General features: G+C 69.5%; 2 protein-coding genes. Both read right to left on the bottom strand.

The features are described 5' to 3' along the window. Positions 1-23: 23 nt before the first annotated feature. Entirely contained in the window at positions 24-7,760 is a 7,737-nt protein-coding gene (locus RTI28_RS22205; RefSeq protein ID WP_316922433.1) for a hypothetical protein, read from the bottom strand. Positions 7,761-7,772: 12 nt separating this feature from the next. Next, positions 7,773-18,470, bottom strand: a complete 10,698-nt coding sequence (locus RTI28_RS22210; protein ID WP_316922434.1) for a hypothetical protein — start codon at positions 18,468-18,470, stop codon at positions 7,773-7,775. Between the last annotated feature and the right edge of the window lie 38 nt (positions 18,471-18,508).

An 18,508-nucleotide genomic window follows, 5' to 3' on the forward strand; every position in this document is an offset into this window, starting at 1 on the left:
GCCCCCCGCCAGGCCCCCGAACCTCACCACTCAGACTCACCAACCGGACGCTGGCCATCCGTCAAGCCTCGCGCATCCTCCCACAGCTCGACAATGCTCCGCGCCTCGATGAACTCCTCCTCCAGCTCCGGCAACCAGCTCTGCCCATTGCGATCGACCTTGACGATATACACGCCGCGCTCGCCGGTTTCGTCCGCCGGACGGGCCAGGGTCCAGACAAACTTCGCGCTGCGTCGCAGCAGTCCGGCGCGGAAACCCGCCGCGGCATCGAGCAGGTCGACCCGCCATGGCAATGGCGACTGCGCGTACAGCGGCAAGGACAACTCGATGCCGGTATCACGCGGGGTCCGGGTCAGCGCCGCATACAGCCCCGGCGGCGGTTCGGCCACTGGTTCGTCGGTGACGATCAGGGTCATGCTCAACGGGCCGCCGGCGAAGCTCGCGGCCAGCTCCAGCAGGTCGCCGGCGGCCAGGTCCGCCGGACGGCCATCGAGTTCCAGCAGACGCCCAAGCGCCAACTGGTGTACCCGCTCCCGCAGCAGCGTGGCCGGTTTCCCCTCGGCGGCACCGGCCAGCCGCAGGTCACGCGGCTGGCCACTGCGCGGCAACGCGCGCAATGTCAGGTTCAGCGACGCATCCGTCCCCTGCCCCGACTCGGTCCAGGCCATCAGGGTCACCGCGCCCTGTCGATTGACCCGCTGGCGGTCGGCGGCGAACAGGTAGAGATCCTGCTCGGCACGTCGTGACACCTGGTGCGGCGGCGCGCTGAGTCCGGCGTCGTAGGCCGGGTCGCAGAACAGCAGCGAGCAGGGTTCCAGGGCCAGCGCACCGCGCCCGCGCAGCAGCGGCCAGAGGGCGAAGCGCAGCTCCAGCGGTGGGTTGGCAGCACCGGACGGCAGTACCTGCTCGTCGCGAGCCAGGACAAAGTTGCCCTGGCTGCGCTTGCCGCCCACCACCTCCGCGCTCGGCTGCACCATCAGGCGCAGTTGCACCGCGGGATTGCCAGCGGCGTTGGCCAGTCGCTCGGCGATTGCCACCCGCACCGGACCGGGTACCTGGTTGGTCGGGGCGGACTCGCGCATGTCGAGGACGATGCTCACGTAGCCCCGCTGGAACCTCTCGGGCTGCGGTTGCGGTGCCTGCCGCGGCGAGACCTGCAGGCTGCGGAAGGCCAGCGAATGACCGTCGATTTCCAGACTGGCCGAAGCCTGCACGGTATAGGGCGGATCCGCCGTCAACGGCTGCGGCCCGAACAGCAGTTCCAGCAGTTCAGCGGCCCAGGACTCGGGCACCGCGCTCGCGGGCGGCACCTTGTCGTCGCCATCCAGCACCGGTCTTTCGTCGATCTCGGCGATCAGGCGCAGGGTGCCGTCCCACGAGGAGGTAATGGTGCCCGAGGTTTCCGGGGCCGCGACCAAGGTCACGCTCCAGTCGAACAGGCTGCCATCGCCGCGTCGCGCGCGACCGCAGAGGCTGTCGGCCGGGCCGATCAGTGCCCGGTGGTTGAGCCCGGGCAGCAGCGGCGAGGCGCAGGGCCGGCGGTCGAAGGCCGAATAGCCGCTGTTGGCCGGCAACGGCCCGGGGCGTGGGGTGCGCTCCACTCGCGGCAGCGCGGCGCTGGCCTGCGCCGGCGCGCCGAAGCGCGGGAACGCCGGGTCGAACGCGCCGACCGCGGCGCCCTGCTGCTCGGCGCCGATTTCCAGGCGCAGGTGACGCGCCATGAGGATGCCCGGCCGCTCGGAAATGGCCGCGAGCATGGCCTGGCCGGTCAGCAGCGGCTGCCAGTGCTCTGCCCCCTGCTCCCCGCCCAGCGCCTCGAGATGCGCGTCGAGCACTCCGGCGACCGGCACCCGCGAGCGCGGCGCGGCCGGCACCAGCCAGGGAATCGGCTCGCTGGCGAAGCGCGAGCGGATCGGCAGGTACAAGGGCGCGCGCTGCTGGGCCAGCCACACCGCCCTGGCCGCATCGGGCGCCGCAGCCAGGGCGGGCAGATCGACCCGCCGCGACAGCGCGGCGATACCGCTGCCATCCTGCCGATCGTCGCGCAGCGCCGCGCTGAAGCCCTCTTCCACCCCGGCCATCTCCAGGCCGCTATGCACCGGCAGTTGATAACCGCGCCCGGCATCGGCGAAGTCCCGCGACAACAGCGGACGTGAGCGCGGCTGCAGGGTTGGCTGCGGCAAGACCACGCTGCGCAGCGCACCGCTGCGGTCGCAGAGCAGGGCCGCCCGGGGCCGCGTGTGCAGGGCGTAGGCTTTCATCGCTACCTGGGCATCGAAGCCATCCGCGGCCTGGCGGGCAAACTCCAGCCCCGGCCAGGGCTGGGCCAGCACCGTGTCACCGGCCACCAGCAGTTCGCCACGATCCTCAGCCGGCAACCCGTCGTTCGACCTGGTCGGCGTGCCCGCCCAGTCGCCGCTGGTCAGCAAGGCCGCCGCACGTCGCTGCGCCGGTCCACCGCCGGGGTCGAGATGCACCTGCGCGACCACCGACAGGACTCGCGCCGCGGCGATAGCGGTCGCCTTGGCCCTGGCCTGCAACACCCGACTCAGCGCCGCCGCCGAGGCGAAGAAGTACGGCGTCCGCTCCAGGGTCTGCGCAATGAAGTTGGTGGCAAAGGCCTGCTCGACCAGCAGTGCCCCGACCAACCGGCCGCGGGCCTCGGGATCACCGTGCAGCGGCCGCGAGCCGATGCGCACCGCGGCCTGCAGGTCGGCGTCGGTGGCGCTCGCCGGGCTGGTGGCGCACGCGAAGGTCGGTGCCACTTTCAGGGCGGCCAGGCTGTCCGGCCAGGCTACGTCGAGATCGATCGGGCCAGCGGGCTCATGCTGCAGCAGCAGCGGTTCCTCACCCTCGCCCAGGTAACCCGGCGACAAGCCCATCAGCGTCGGCAGGCGCAGCAACGGCACCCTGTCGTGGGCGAGATCCTCGATCAGGCCGACGAAGCCACCGCTCACGACGACATTGCCGGCCTGCTCGCCGGCGGCGTAGATCGCCTGGCGAAACGCCTGGCCCTGGGCACCGTGCAGCACCGAACCGAGGCCGCCGCGCCCGGGCCAGAGCATCCCGGGGTTACCGTCGCGGTAGCGCGCGGCGAAAGTACTGCGTGCCAGCCGCTCCTCCTTGAACGGATCGGCGCCGCCCGGCCACGGCGGGATCAACGCACCCAGGGTCCCCAGGACGATGCCGTCGACGGCGGTGAAGCGAAACGCCTCCCCGTCCTCCTGCACCAGCGTGTGCCGGGCCATTACCGTCGCGGTCCACACACCGTTCAGCGGATCGGCATGGTTGATGGCATGGGCGGTCTCCAGCGCCATGCGATGACCATCGAGCAGCCACTCGACCTGATGGGCATGCACCGGGCCACTTTCGATGCGCAAGGTGCGCCGGCCATTGGGTGCGGATTCCGGGAAGGGAATCTTCTCGTCGTCCGGGCTTGGTGCCGTCACCCGCGGCCAGCCGATGACACTGCAGCCGGCGAGCTTGCCATACAGGCTCAGTTCACCGTGCCAGGCGCCCGGGGTGCCGCCGCCTTCGATCAGGACGCGATCGAGCAGGCAGCGGCAGCGTGGCGCGGCCCCCGGGTAGGCCAACTGATCGAGGTCACCGCGAAAGCGCGCCGACTGCAGCACTGCCTGGGTGCCCGCGGCGAACGCCGCGAGGCTGGCGAGCAGACCGAAGCGCAGGCGCCCGCTGGCGGGGAAACCCTTGAGCAGCGCCCTGGCCGGACTGTCGCTGGTCAGGCTCAGCGCACCGCGGGTCAGCTCTACGTGCACCGGCACCAGGCTGTCCAGCAGCTTCAGCGTGCCCTCATGCCGGCTGTCCTCGAGCCCGCCACTGGCGCGCACACGCAGGGCGGGCGTGCCCTGGTCCACCTTGCCCGGATCGATCACCAGCGCATGGGCGATGCGCAGGTGCGTCTGGCGGCCCTGCTCACGCAGCCCGATCTGCAACCTCGCCGCGGTGATCGACAGTTGCCCCGACTGCGCCGGCTCGCCGCGCCAGGTGAAGACCGCTCCCGGGTTCTGCCTGGCACACGCCAGGGTCAGCGGGTAGCCGGCAAAATCGAAGCTCAACGCTGGCTCGAGCAGGCGCAACCTGTCGCCAGCCAGCTCCAGCGTGCGCGCTTCGAGCATGACCAGGCGCGTGCCGACCATGACCGGCAGGCGCACCGACGGCTGCACGGGTAGCACCGCCTGCAAGGCCAGGTGGCCCGCCGACGCGGCGAAGACCAGCTTGACCAGGTCGCCACCGTCGTCGACATCCTCGCGCTCGTCACCGATGGACAGGCGCGCCAGGATCGTCAGGCTGTCGGGCAGCGCGGCACTGGGCGCGCCGCCATTGAACGGCACCTGCAGGGCAAGCAGGCGCAACGGCTCGATGAACAGATCGCCCAGGGCGATGCGCTCCGAACCGCTGGCGAACGTTGTCGCCGTCCCTGTGGCGGGCAGCAGGCGCCACTCGAAGCCGCCCTTGAGCAGATGACCGTCCTGCCAGGCGAAGGTATCGACCCCGGGGGAATGCTCGAAGCGACCGTCGCGGGTCAAGGGCAGGTCCTTGAACCAGAAACGCAGCAGTTCCAGCCCGGGGTCGTCGTGGGCGTGCACCGCGAACATCTGCGGGCTGGAGAAGCGTCCGGCCACCTTCGCGTCTTCCGGATGCAGACCCGACAGCGGGCGCCACCAGCCATGGCGCGGATCCAGTGGCTGCGCGCCGACCCCACGGGCATCGACCAGATAAGTGCCGCGCAGGTACGCGCTCGGGCTGTTGCCCAGCACCTGCACGCTCTGCGCACTGGGCGTGGCGCCGATTTCCAGCTCCGTCGCGGACACCGCGAAGGTCGCGCTGAGCCCGCGCAGCGCCTGGTTGCCGACGAGCATCTCGGTACTGCCCAGTTGCATCCAGCCATATGGCAGGGGCTGCGTCTTGTCCAGGCCGACCCCGATATTGGCCGTGTTCCAGCGCAGGCCACCGACCAGCGCGTCGACCGCGACCTTGTCGAACGTGCCCAGTGGCCGGTAACCAACCATGTAGCTGTGCGCCACCCGGGCCAGTTGCAGGCGCCGCTCCTGCTCGCCCCAGAACTGTTCCAGGACGCTCCAGTCGAGGGCCGTGGCGACGGGCGCGGTGTCTGCCTGGCGGGCCGCCTGGGCCGCGTCCGGCTCCTCGGCCGAGCGCGGCAGCGCCGCCGTGGCAAAGGCTTCGTCGAGCACCGGCAGGTCGAAGCGCAAGGCCGCCTGCAATTCATCCCAGCGGCGGGTCTGCCAGCTGTTCAGGGTCGGCTTGAGTTCGGCACCGGGCACCCCGAAGGCCACCAGGCCGATACCCCGATCGGGCGGTTCGAGGGAATTCGGGGCTTGCGGATCCGGCGGCAACGGCCAGTGGGCGGCCACGCAGTAGCGCCAGTTGCCCTGCAGCTCGGCGAAGACCTTCTCGTGCGACCAGCCCAGCGCCGCCATGCGCTGCTCCGGAGCATCCGCATGGCGCATTTCGAACGGCAGCAGGTCGCGGCTTTCCAGAGGCCGCACCGAGGCCGCGAGCATCCGCGTCATGGGCATCTGCGCGGCGAGCGGCATGTGCGGATGACGCGACCAGTAGTACACCTTCGGCCTTGACCCATCGCCCGCGGCAGTCCCGTCGCCCTCGAGATCGATGGTCAGGGCCAGGCTTTGCCGCGTCACCGTCGCCTGCTGGCCTTGCAGCGTCGAAAGCAGGCTGAGCTGCTCGATCGCCATGCTGAGCACCGTGCGTTCCTGCTCGCTGCGCTCCAGGGCGATATCGATGAAGGCGCCGGGACCGGCGCCCAGGCGCGGGATGGCTTCGCTGGCATCCGGCCGGTCGCTGGACAGCCACAGCAGGCCGCGGGTGGACAGGTCTGGTTGATCGACCACCGCCTGACCACGCTTGAGTGTCGCCCCGGTGGCCGCGCGGCCCGGCACCAGGCCCAATGCCACGCGCAGCCGACCAGCCCCCTCCAGGGTCACCGACCAGGGCGTCTGGCGAATGGGCAGGCCAGCCGTGGCGGGCGGCGCGAACGCCGACTGCACCTGGGGCAGGTCATCGCGTGGGAGGAAACGCAGGAAACCATTCAGCGCATTGGCGGTAGCGACCGGCCTATCCTCCAGCAGCTCGCTGTCGAGTGCCGGGTTCAGCGGCGGCAGGTTGGCGAGCGGCAGTTGCAGCCAGCCATCGCTCAGCGGAATGAAGCCGGGCAACCAGGGCCGCGCCGGGTCGGGCTGGCCGGCGACCAGCGCGGGCAGGCCATAGGCCCGGCGCAGGGTATCGGCCAGGCGGCGTTCGTCCAGCGTCACGGCATAGGGCTTGCCGGCGCTGGTCTGCAGGTCGACGTGCAACGCCGCCGGCGTCGACACCGTGCTCGCGCTCGATTCCAGCTTCAGGTAGGGCGTGACCACTTCTTCCCCGGCATTTCGCGGGCGCGGCGACGCCCAAGCGAGGATCAGGCCAGGCTCGCTGCCCAGTCCGGCGCTGAAGGCCCGATACAGCGCCTGGCTGCCGAAATAGCGCTCGGCCTGGTTGCCCAGCGCCCTTGAGCTACCCAGGACGAAATGGCCGCCCGTGCACTCGACCACCCCGTCCACGCGCTGCTCGTCGGCCGGGCTGAGCAGATTCAGGCGCAGGTGCCGAGCGGGAATTTCCACCGGCAGGTAGCGGGTCTTGCTGTCGATCAGCAGGCCGGGGCGATTGGGATGCGTGGCCGGCAGCCCGATGATCGACAGGCCGTAGCGAAACGCCGGGATCTGCCCGACCTCGCCGCTCAGGCGCATGCCATGCAGCGCCTCTTCCTCACGTCCCTGCGGCAGTACGGCCGCCCAGGCCTCCTGCCACTGTCTGCGCTGCGGGTCGCGCAAGTGCTCCGGCTGCAGGGTCAGCACCAGGCGCCGGTCGTCGACCGACAGCAGGAAACGCCCGTCCAGCGGCGCGGACTGCCCGGGAAAGTCCACCTGGCAGTCCAGCTCGATGCCTTCGGGGGTGAGTACCAGGGCGTAGCGCTGGATTTCCTTGGGCTTGGCCGCGGCGGGCGGCTGGGGCTGCAATGCGCCCAACCAGGGACAGGCGCCATAGGCCATCGCCAGTTCGATACGCCCGGCCACCAGGGCGAAGGCCGGCACCTCGATGGCCTTGTCCACCTTGCCCGGCCAGGGCTGACCCAGGTCCGGGCAGGGTTCGACGAGAACGTGCTGGAAGGCCGCCGCGGCGGGCTGCGCTGCGGTCTCGCCGGCGGCGGGAAGCGCGCCGCTGATGAAGTAGGCCGGGGTGGTCTGCTCCTTGCCGCTGCCCGAGGGGGTGAAGGTCCAGCGGCGCCTGCATGGCAGCAACTGGCTCAGCACCTCACCCTTGTCGTCCGGCAGGTTGATCCGCAGCGCTTCCCGGCAGTCCACGCTGTAGCGCTTCTTGCCGTCGTCCTTGGGCAGCGGCGCGAAGTGGTCGGGGTAGTCGCGCAGCGCGGCCAGCGGGTCGAACTGGACACGCTCGGCGTCGAACCGGGTGCGGTACTTGCCGCTGCCGTGTCCGGCGATCAGGTGCAGGGACAGCAACTGCGGATGACGCAAGCCGCCCTGCCCTTCGAGCCCGCCGGCGTCGATCAGCAGGGCGCGCAGCGGATGGGTGTCGTCTTCCGGCTGGTAAGCCTTGCCAGGCAGGGAAGCATCGGGCGCCGCAGCCGCGAGTTCCCACAGCGGTTGCCCGTTGGCCAGCAACGGGCCACGCAGCAGGACATGGCGAAGCGTGGTGTTATCCATGGTCAGGCACCTTCACTGGATCATCTTGACGAGTTTCGGCCACTGCACCGCAACGGCCATGACCCCCGGGTGTTGCGCCATCTGCGCCGACCAGTTGGCGCGGGCATCGATGGCGCGCAGTTCGAGGCTGGCGCTGCCGCCATTGAGGCGCTGCACCAGCAGTTGCCAGAAGCGCGAACCCTGCGCGGCCAGGGCGTGACCGCTGGCGACGATGGCGTCGATTTCGCGGTCGACGGGGATGTCCCACAGGCAGAGGATGTCGGCCATGTCCGCGTCTCTCAGGTACAGCGGCGCCGGATCCCACTCGGGTAGCGCCGGGTCCGGCCGTGGCCAGCAGCGCAAGGCCGGTGCGTCCAGGTCGGCCAGTGCACCGGCAGCGACGGCCTGGCTGAACAGCGCGGGCCAGTCGACCGCCCCGCCATTCTGTTCAAGCCAGCGCGCCACCCGCTCGCCGGCCATGCGGCAATCGTCCAGCAACTCGCCGCTGTCGAACCTGGCGGATGCCTCCAGGCGGCTCGCCAGCGCCTTGCAGGCCTCGGGGAAGGCGACGATCCGCGCGGCGTAGTCCACGTCGGTCTCGGTCGCGGCTTTCTGCAGCGCGAAATACCGCTGATTGAGGCGCAGCACCCGGGCAAAGCGCACGATGGCCTGCTCGAACGGCGCGTCGTACTCCGGCCTGCCGGCCAGCGCCAGGGTCGCGCGCCACGCTGCCAGCGGCCGGAAGTCCACGACCAGCTGGAACGCACGCGGCACCGGGTTGCTGTCAATCCGCGGCAGGCTGTCCGCCGTGGTCCAGCGCGCGCCCCGACAACGTACCGCCACCGCCGCGGTCGTCGCATCCTCGGCCACCAGGCGGGTGTCGGACAGCTCCTCGCTGAGCCGCATGCCAGCGCTGGACGCCTGGAAGTGCAACTGATAGCTGATGTCCGGGTCGGGCCACCAGCACACGTCCTGCGGGCCACCGCTGCGCCGCTCGCGGGCGACCTCCGGGGTCAGGTCGTGGTGCGACAGCAGGCGGTGACTGAGCCGGTACAGGGTCTCGCCGTGCGCTCCGGGCACCAGGCTGAGGGTCGGCAGCAATGCCTGCGCGCTGTCCAGCGTGCGCAAGGAACGTCGCGGCAGGTCGTCCTGCAGCGCCGAAACCAGCTCGGAGACGACGATGCCGGCCCGCGCCGCGGCCACCGCCAGCACCTTGTACTGCGGCGCGATGGCCGGGAAGTTGAGGACCTCGGCGCCCTTCCACAGCCCCGCCCGGGTGGTCGCCATCTCGCCCAGACGGGTCGGGGTCAGCCGGCGCACTTCGCCCGCCTGTGCCGGCGCAACAGCGCCCAGGTCGTCCCACTGCGCGGGTCGTTGCGGATGCTCGGCCAGACGCTGCGGATAGAGTTCGGGTGCGTCGATGCGGTATTCGGCGACCAGCTTCTGCGGCCAGGTCGGGGTGCGATAGGCGCGCAACTGGCTGAGCAGCACGTCCGGCTTGCCCAGCCGGGCGAACAGCGGCCGATTGGAGGCGGCCAGCGACTCCTCGCCATGGCGGGCCAGGATCAGCTCCCAGGTCTCGTGCTGGATCGAGCTGCCGAGGATCACCGGCGGTTCGATCCGCTCGGTCCGCGGGACCACGGCGATGGCATGGCCGACGGGCTGCTTGCGCATGTCCTCGGTCACCAGCTGTTCGCGCTCCGCCGCCGGCAGCAGGCCGACGCCCGCCATCAGGTGCGCATAGCGCGAAACCGGGCGCAGGGCATAGGCGCGGGCATGGCCCCAGCGGTCATCGCTGGGGATGTACAGGCGCACGCAGCCGGCGCCATCGGCGGCCAGGCGCAGCGGGTTGGTCCGGCTCGGCGCGGCCAGCGCCAGGTTGATCGACGAGGTGCCGGCCAGGCCTGGGCCTGGGGCCGCGGCGTGATCCAGCAGGCGCTGGGCCCAGGCGGTGTACTGGCCCATCAGCGAGGTCCAGGTGTCGTCGTCATAGTGCTTCGGCTCGGCGAAATTCGGCGCGACGGCGCGCAGGTGCGCGAGCAAGGTGCCCAGGCGGCGTTGCTCGGTGCCCATCTGCTGTGCCCAGGCCTTGGCGTTCTGCATCGGGAACAGTTCGAAGACATCGAGGCCGGCCAATGTGACGCGAGGGCTGCGCCGCAGCTTGCAGCGGCTGGGCCTGACTGTCAGATAGACAGTTTTCTCGAACGTTCTGCCACCTTGCTGGGTAATCGTCACCTGCAACCCATAGCGAATTTTAAAACCGACCAGATCAGTCCGCCCGGCAGGACAACGCACCACTAACCGGTGCTGGCCCAGCGTGGACTGTGCCAGTCGCAACTCGACCTGCGGATCCTTTCTGCCCAACGTGACACCGAGGCCCGTCGCTGGATCGAGCAGATCGATTTCATCCTGGCTGGTGTCGCCGTGCGCACGTTTCAACCACAGCGACATCCGCTGCAGGCTCCACTGACCGCCGGACCCGGCATGACAATCAAGGCGCTCTCGACAAGCCTCGGCAGCATCGAAGGTCAACAGGCGATAATCCCATATCGCCTCCGGCACCGGCCGCAACGACAACTGGATCAGCGCCAGGCCGTCGTCGTCGATCTCGAACGCCTTGCTCGCAGTGCTCGCCGTGCTGACCGCGTCGAACGGCCGTACCACCCGGTTGGCACCGGGCTTGAGCAGCACTTCGGCGAATGGCTGGCAGGACGTGCCAAGGCGCCCGCGCCAGCGTTCGAACACCGCGCTGAACACCGCGTCGACCCGCGCCGCCACCTCGACCGGGCGCAGGAAACGCCCTTCGCCCAGGTGGTACAGGCGCACCGTCGCCGCCAGCCCGAGGGCCTGCAGCACGCCCCAGCCATAGGGATCGCTGGCCGGCGGAGTAGCGGCGAGCCAGGCGGCCAGCTCGCTGCCCTCGACCTGCGCCGGCGCCTGCAGCATGACGTTGTAGGCGCGGTAGACCTGCGGAATCGCCTCGCCCTGGCGGTCGCGCAAGGCCAGTTCGGCAAGGGTTTCCTCCAGCAGCGGATGCAGCGGCGAACGGAAATCCAGCGCGACCGGGACGCTGGTCAGCAGCTCCTTCCCGAGATGCGCCGACAGCTCCAGGTTCAGACCGTCCAGCGCGCCAGGATCGCGTTGCCACGTCTTCACCTCTGCGCTCTCATCGTCCAGCCCTTGCAGGCACAGGCTGAGCAGCAGGTAGCGCACTACGCTGGCACTGAACTGGCCCGGCTGCCGCAGGGAGAAATGCTCCTTGTCGAGGGCGAAGAACGTACCGGGCGCAGCCGCGCCCGCCAGCTCGACGACCGGCGTACAGAGTCCGACGCGCAGCGACGCCGAGATGTCCTTGAGCGTGCGCGAGGCCGGCGAATCGATGGCGATGGTCAAGCGTGCCTTGATCGAATCGGGCCAGCCCTTGCGCAGCAACTCGATGATCGCCGACTCCGGTGCCTGCAACAGCAGACGCTGGCGCGGCAGGCGTTTGGCAAAGCCCGGCGTGCTCTCGCGCGCCGAGTACCAGGCCCGCCGCGGCGCCGTTGCGCCCTGCCCCGGACGCGGCAGGGCGCGCCAGGATTCACTCGGGTAATGCGCCTGCCAGCCCAGCCAGTCGGCGTTGTTCGACGGCACCAGGCTGGCTTCCTCCGGCGCCAGCAGCTCGATATGGGCGATGCGCCGCGCCCGCTCCCAGGTCAGCAGGCTGTCTTCCAGGGCCTGCGCGTGGGTGTCCAGCGGCGCCAGGTCGTCGAGGTCCAGCTCGTGCAGGTCGAAGCCGGCGATGCTGGTCTGGTGCAGCGGGTCGACCACCTCCCTGGCCCATTGCGCCAACGCATCGAACTCCAGGTGTACTGCACTGCGCCGCGCACTGTCGCGCTGCACCTCGATACAGCGCTGATCGCGCGCCGCCCATTGACCCAGGCTGGCCCCGGGCACCGGCATGCGCAGATGCAGGAAACCGCTGCGCACCCGCAGGCGGTGCTGCGGCAGCGGCGGCAGACGCAGGTGCAGCGGCCACTCGAAGACTTCCGGGCGGAGGCTGGTCGACTCTGCCAAACGCTCGCCGTACAGGTGCTTGATGGTCAGTTCGCAGGGCACCGCGACCAGTTGCGAACTCAGTCTGACGCCATCCGCCAGGGTGATATCGGTGCGCAGCCAGAAGCGTGCGGCGACTCGCTGGCCATCCTGGTTGACCCAGAGCGCCTTGCGCAGTTCGGCCCGTCGCGCGGGGCTCAACAGCTTCTGGCTCCAGCCGACCTCGGGGGTCAGCGCGCCCCAGAGCTCGAAGCGCTGCCGCGTATCCGCGTCGCGTTCCAGCGCCTCCACGGCGGCGCGCTGCGCGTCGTTGGCTTCAGCCAGGGGCAGCAGTTCAGCGAAGGGAATCTCGAAACGCAGCGCCGGCGCTGTCGCCTGCGCCCCGGCACTGCCCAGGCCGCGCACCTTGTCGGTGGCACCGCCGGCGGCATAGGCACCCGCCGGCAGGATCAGTTCCTGCTCGACGATCAGGGTATAGGAGCGCGTGGCCTTGAGGTCCTTCCGGGCCTGCCACGCCGGGTCGTGCACGGCGATATACACGGCGAGATCGTCCGGGGAGGTGGCGCGGGTCTGCCAGCACAGGTCGCGGTCCGCCGGGGTGAGCGCCGGGTTGCTGCGCAGGGTCTGCACCACGCGGACCTCGGCCTGCGCGGCGCGCACCGGTGGACGCGGCCGTTCGAAGACATGCAGGAAACTCTTGCTCAGCCCGCGGGTACCGGCGATATCCACCGGCGTCACCGACCAGGTAAAGGTGACATCGTCGCTGCCTATCTCCAGCTTCGTCCAGGCCTGGGTGGCCAGCAGGGCATCGGCCTCGTTGGTGGTCGGCAACAGGGCGCGGCGCCATTCGGCGGACAGGTCGCTGAAGTCGTCGACGTACTGCCAGTCCGCCGGATGTACGGCGACATGGTCCAGGTCTTTCTCCTTCTCCTGCACCGCGCCGAAGGTCGCGGCGGGTTTGACCCGTACCAGCCGTGGCTGGTACTCGCGGCCTTCGATGGTGCGGCGGATTTCGTAGTGATGGAGGAACTGGTCGGGGTCGGGATGGATCGCCTCCAGCCAGGGCAACGACAGGTCCCAGTCCATGCACATGCCGTTGGCGCCCAGTTCCAGGCGCGAACCGGCGAAGATCGGGTCCTGGTGCTGGAACCAGCTGCGCACCGGGTTGAACACTTCGACCCGAGCCGCCGCGCGCGGGGACTGGTCGTACTTGTGCACGGTCAGGGCTTCGGCCAGGGCTTCCAGTTGCGCGGCCGGGCCATGGAACATCAGGCCCAGGTCGAGCACATGGGCCTCGTCGAGGCTGGTCCGCGGGGTGCCGCTGGCGAAGGTGACGAACTGGTCGAGGAACATGCTCATGGCCGTCGAGCGCGCCTGCCAGACCCGGTCATCCGCCGGATGCCGCGCGGCGTTCGCCAGGTGCTCGCGTTGCGCCAGATCGCGCTGCGCGGCGCGGTCGGCCTCGTCGCGACTGGGCTTCGCAGCCTCGCGCCGGTACTGGCGCGGGCGTTTCGGCTCCTGCCGACGCAGCGCCTGACGCCAGAATTCGCTGCCCTCCTGGCGCCAGGAGGTGTCGGTCAGGAAGCATTCGTCGAACAACTGGTCGAGGCGGAACTCCACGCCGGGGGTGTCGATCGGAATCTGCGAGGTCCAGCGGCTGCCCACGTACTCGACCTCGCTGTCGAGGCTTTCGCCCAGCCCATCGGGGCCCAGTCGCCGGACATCCCGCAGGTTGTCCAGCCGGCAGTAGTTCAGGCGGTAGGAAAAGCCCGGCCGCAGGTCGCGCTGGCAAGGTGGCGATGCATAGAAGCCGCCACGGCGCGGATGGCTCGCCTCCTTCGGCACCAGCAGGCCGTAGGCGTAGTCTTCGCCATCGGGCGACACTGCCCGGTACAGCACCAGCCAGAACGTCGTCTTGCCGATCGGCCACCCGGCGTCCTCCGGATAGATCAGGTCGGGCCGGGACTCGTTGGTCGACTGTTCCCGCTTGACTACCTGCGACTCGACCGGCTTCGCCTTGAGCGTCTCCACCTGCGCAGCGTCATTGATGCGCTGGTCACCGTCCTTGCTCGCCGCCGCCGGTGGCAGGTCGGGCTGGTCGGCGCTGATCGACATGGCCAGGAAGCGCTGCACCTGGGCTCGCGCCGCATCCAGCTCGCCGGCGTTGAAGGCGAAACCGATGCCCACGCCAAGGGTGCAGCCGAACGCCGAGATCGCCAGCCGGGCATTGCCGCGCCCGGCCACTCCGGAGGTGGTCACGGCCATTTCGATGGCGGCGCTGAACTGCACCGAATAGGAGAAACCGATGCGCAGGGTGAAGCTCTTGAAGCCGAGGTCCACCTCCATCCAGGCGCGCACGCGGAAGGTCAGCGACGCATCGAGCATGACCAGGCCATAGACCATCGAACCGCTGAAGCGCCAGCTCAGGTAGGCGATCAGGCGGGCGACGAAGCGCGCCTGCAGGGTGGCTTCGAGCGCCACGCCGATCGAGCCGCTGCCGGCACTGCCGCCGAACGCCAGCCAGGCATCGGCCTCGATGTTGTAGCCCCACACCAGGCCATCGTCGGCGGCGCGGAAGATCATCCCGCCGCGCAGGCTGACCTTCATGTTCGCCTCGTCCACCAGGCGTACCGCCAGCTGGTCGGGCCAGCCCAGTTCGTAGTGGAACAGTCCCGGGCGGATGTACAGGGTCGCCGACCAGTCCACCGACTCCACCGCGCGGCGCAGCGGCTGGTCGGTGCGCAGGCCTTCGAAGCGTTCGCCGATGAAGCCTTTGGAATCGCCGATCATCCGTGCCAGCAGCTCCGAACGTGGCGCGCTGATATACAGGTAGCCGCGCAGGCCGGGGCGCTCGCGGAAGTTGTCCTTGTTGGCACGAAAGTCCGCGTAGTTCACCCCCAGCCAACCGCGCAGCGAGGCCAGCAGGGTCAGGTCGGAGCGCAGGGCGACGATCATGTCGAAGAAGAACGGGTTTTCCGCTTTTTCCTCTTCCTTTTCGATCCAGGCCTTCTTCGCCGGGTAGCTCTGCAGCGCCGCGCGCAAGGCCAGGGTGAAGCGGTCGCCGTCAGGATCAGGGGTCCAGGCGGCGAAGCGGCCGAGGTCGCCCTGGCGTTTCGACACGTCGTCGAGCACGCGGATCAGCTGGGCCGGGGTCTTCGCCTCGTCGGCGTCGCGAATGCCGCTCAGGGTGTAGCGGAAACCGAAGCCCATGCCGGCTTCGCGCATGTAGAAATTCCAGAAGCCGGTGGGCACTTCCACCGCCAGCTTGTCCTTCTGCAGGTAGACGAAGAACGCCTTGCGCCGCAGGCCCGGCACATCCTTGCGCTCCACTTCGAGAAAGCCCAGGCTCGCCTGCATCGCGCCCCAGCCAGGAATCTCCACCTCGCCTTCGCCGAGGAAGCCGTAGGTGTTGTAGCCATCCGGGGCGAACTGCCTGCCTTCGACGGTACGGGTCGAGGGATCCACCGCCAGCACCGCGCCGCGCACTTTCACCGAGCCGGCCAGTTGCAGGTCCAGGCCCAGGCCTTCGGCGCTGATTCGCGGCAAGGCTTCGCCATTCGCCGGCGGGGCGATCCACAGGCCGTGGAAATCGATCTTCGGCTGCATCACATCGCCGATCTCGGCGAACTTGATCTGCCCCGACAGGTTGATCGCCGGCGCACCGTCGAAGCGCTCCGCCGAGGGGTGGAAGCCGAAGCCACGCAGCTCGAAGGTGAACAGGTTGAACAGCGAGAAGCTTTTCTTCGGGTTCAGGGCTTTCTGGAACGACACGTGCCGCGCCAGCACGCGCGCATCGCCGGTCAGCGGGGTGCGCTCCAGGTTGATTTCGATGTCCTTGAGAAAGCCCAGCAGGCCGCCTTCGAATTCGCCGGCCTTGGGTGTGAAGCGCAGCGAGCCGGTGACCAGCAGGTAGAGGTGATAACCGCCGTCCTTCTGGATGCCGAGGTCCAGGTCGGTGATCACCAGGGTGAAACGGGTGGCGTGACAGACGATGGCCTCGCCCTTCTTGTCCAGGGTGACCTTGCCCGAGCGCAGGACGATGCTGCCGCCCTCCTGGAGGAAGGCCAGGTCGAGGCTGCATTCGGCATCGCCGATCAGCGCCGGCGGCAGCTTGCCACGGCCACTGACCGTCGCCTCCTGCAGTTGCCCCGCACGCATTTCGAAGCGGCCCTGATGGAACCGGAACGGCACGTCGAGGCCATTGATCCGTACCGGGCTGTCGGCGACGGCCGCGCTGATGTCGATGCCGCGGCGACCGACGAAGAATGTCGAGACCTCGAACAGGATGCCGTCGTCGCCGCTCGACAGTCCCTCGAAGCGCAGGGTCATGCGCGCCTCTTCAGGGTTGAGCGCCAGCCCGGACTCACCGTCGAGGAAGCTCAGGGTGAACATCTCGACTTCTTCGTCCTTGGCGCGCGCGTTCTCGTCGCGCTGCTCGATGATCCAGGTCAGCCCGAGCGCCCGCTCGACGATGCGCCGCGACTTCAGCCCCGCCCCCTTGGGCGTGCGCAGACGCACGCGCAGGGTATCCAGGGCGAGGATCAGGCCGAGCTCGACCCGACTCCGGACCCCGGCCGCCTTGATGCCCAGGGCCAGCTTGCCGTCCACTTCGCGCGTCGCTGCCTGGTACGTGGAGGTAAAGCCTTCGACCCAGACCACCTGGGCAAAGCTGTCCTTCAGCTTGTCGAGGAAGCCGTCCGGCTGAGCGCCGATCCCCGGCTCGCCCATGCCCAGCAGCGGCAGCAGGCGCTCCTTGGCGAATTCCACGTCGGCGTCCAGGTCCAGCGGCGTCAACCGCCACGGTTCTGCGACCGTGGCCACGCCCGCGCTGATGCCACGCAGGCTGCCTTCGAGGCGCTTGAGGAACACCGCCCGACCGCGCTCGACACCGACCAGGACAACGTCCAGGCGCTGGTTCGGAAGCCGCGGACTGACCTGGGTTTTCAGGCTGATGATGCGGGTATCCGCGCGTCCGCCATCGTCGCTGCTGGCGTCCGGCATATGCCCGGCGCTGCCGGTGTCCTTGTCTTCCAGCCACAGGTCGGTGCCCAGGTCGGCGATCGCGGTTTTCGCCGCGGGCGTCGCGTGGCTCAGCAGCAGGTAGGCGCCGGGATTGTCGACCAGGTCGAGCAGCAGGCCGGGCTGCCAATCCTTGTGGAGCGTCAATTCCAGCCCGGCGGCCGTGCAGCGCTGCGCCCCGGACAGTGGCTCGCGGCGCATGATCAGGACCTGGCGCAACTGCAGCGGTGCCAGGCCGATGCGCACTTCGCAGCGCAGGGGCAGCGACGGCGCACCCGGCCCGCTCAGGGCGAACGGATTGGACAACTGGCCGAGGAGCGCGCAGATGCCTTCGGCCAGGGCGTCCAGGGCACTGACCAGCGCCTGGCCGACGAACAGCGCCGCCTTCGCCAGGGCGGTGGCGAAACGCCCGAGGATTTCCAGCAGGCGGGTCAGCCGCGGCGGCGTGACGTCCGGGCTGTCCAGAGTGGCAAGGAAGCTGATGACGTTGCCGACACCGCGCAGCAGGGCGGCGCCCGCGTCGGCCAGCAGGTCCAGCGGATAGGGCTCGACCAGCTTGAGGCTGACCAGGCGCGAGGCCGAGGCGGTGAACTGCACCTGTCCGCTGAGGCTGATGAAGGTCTGCGGGTCGTCCACCAGGCGCAGTTGCAGACGCTCGAAGGTGACGTCGGCGAGCAGGCACCGATTGGCGCCATCCCAGAGCAGATCGACCGTCACGTCATCGGCCTTGAGGCCCAGCGGCCCGAATTGCTGCTGCGCAACATCACCGGAGCGCACCCTGAGCGCACCGGACGGGTCCTTGTGCTTGAGCCACAGGCCGTCGCCGGTATTGGCCACCCTCAGCTCGGCGATGGAAAGCGTGGCGGCGCCCTGGCTGATCGTCACATCGAAGCGGGCAAGCCGTGGTTCGATATTTGTCCAGTCAAGCGCATCCGCCGAGTCCACCAGGGCCCAGCGCACCTTGCCATTGGCCAGGTCGATGGCCAGATGCGGCGCCCCGGACGTGGCGACCACCGCGACCTTGACCGTGTCGGCAAGCGACCCGCCGAGCTTGCCAAGCCGCTCGAGCAACGGCGACGATCCCACATCACCCGGCCAGGCCAGGGTGTCGCCCAGGTCCAGGCTGGGGAACTCGAATTCGGGAAAGGCGAAGTTCAGCTCATCCAGGTCGACCCGCAGCAGCGCCGGGCGATTCAGGTACAGCACACAGCACAGGCTGCTGCTGACCTGCAGCGAGGGCAGCGCCGGATCGCCCTGCAACTGCAGGGTGGAGTGCAGGGAAAATTCGCCGATGCGCGAGCTGTTGCCCTGCAACCAGTCGGCCAGCGGCAGTCTGATCTCGCCACGGGTGGCGGTGCTCAGATCGAGAAAGGTACTGCTCTCGCCCCAGGTGACCTGCACCGACTCCAGGGGCCGCAAGGCCGCGATCAGCTCGGCCCGCGCCTGCTCGCCGCGCCTGGCGATCTCTTCGCCCACGGCATCGACCGAAAGGTGCGGCGGATCACCGTCGGCCGACCTCACGGCCCATTCGGGCACGCTCACCGGCGTCGGCAACTGTGCGCCGATGCGTACCTGGTCGGCCTTGTCCAGGGCCACCGCGGACCACCCCGGACCCTGCTCGCGGGTCAGGTACAGCACCAGGTCATTCTCGAACCGCTCGATGATCAAACGTTCCACGCTTCCCCCTCCCCTTGACCCCACTGGCTGCCGCGCGC

This window comes from Pseudomonas sp. zfem002 (genome assembly GCF_032621685.1).
GTDB classification, from domain to species: Bacteria; Pseudomonadota; Gammaproteobacteria; order Pseudomonadales; family Pseudomonadaceae; genus Aquipseudomonas; species Aquipseudomonas japonica.

Bases quoted from the DNA above. Each gene is read 5' to 3' on its own strand.
- RTI28_RS22205 (WP_316922433.1), bottom strand. From the start codon at position 7,760: ATGGATAACACCACGCTTCGCCATGTCCTGCTGCGTGGCCCGTTGCTG.